1 protein-coding gene is annotated in these 834 nt (G+C 43.3%); it reads left to right on the forward strand.

Annotated features, from left to right (window positions below; genetic code table 11):
* The coding region (locus R7190_RS26520) for a helicase C-terminal domain-containing protein (protein ID WP_318137758.1) at positions 1 to 759 on the forward strand (759 nt) is incomplete at its 5' end.
* Positions 760 to 834 lie beyond the last annotated feature (75 nt).

Genomic DNA, 834 nt, shown 5'->3' on the forward strand with positions numbered 1-834 from the left:
CAACAGATTTGGAGTCGTTGTATTGGTGCCGTATTAGTTTCAGCAACAATGCGAGCGTTGAACTCTTTCCACTATTTTTGCCATCAAGTAGGCATTGATGGAAAGCCAGAATCTGGGACTCAGTTTTTGGCACTCGCTTCGCCTTTTGATTATCAAAACCAAGCTGAGTTACTCATACCGGCAATGAAGTACGAACCATCGGCACCTCAGTTTACTGAATATCTTATTGAGATCTTGCCTAAGTACTTAGAAGACAAAAAGGCCAACTTGGTATTATTCTCCTCTTACTGGCAGATGAACCAAGTCGCAGAAGCGCTGTCTTCAGAGTTCATAAAACGAGGCTGGGCTTTGCAAGTACAAGGCGAAAGTTCTCGTCAAGAAATTCTAAAAAAACATAAAAAGCTTGTAGAAACAAACAAAACCAGCGTTCTCTTTGGTACAGGAAGCTTTTCGGAAGGACTCGATTTGCCAGGAGAGTTACTGGAAAACTTAGTGATCACCAAAATTCCATTTGGTGTTCCTACCTCTCCAGTAGAACAAGCGCATTCAGAATACATAGAAAAGAAAGGCGGCAACCCGTTTATGCAAATCACTGTACCTGATGCGAGCAAAAAGCTGATCCAGAGCGTGGGCCGCCTACTGCGTAAAGAACGAGATTCTGGTAGAGTGACCATTCTGGATCGACGCCTCGTAACCAAACGCTACGGGCAAGCACTTATCGACTCACTGCCGCCATTTAAACGAAAAATAGAATATTAGAAGAATAAGAATTTATGGAAATGATAGAGCCGACAATGCTGTTGGTGTTGGCGCTAGTCGCTTTTGTTGCTGGAT

Source organism: Vibrio sp. 1078-1 (assembly GCF_033340475.1).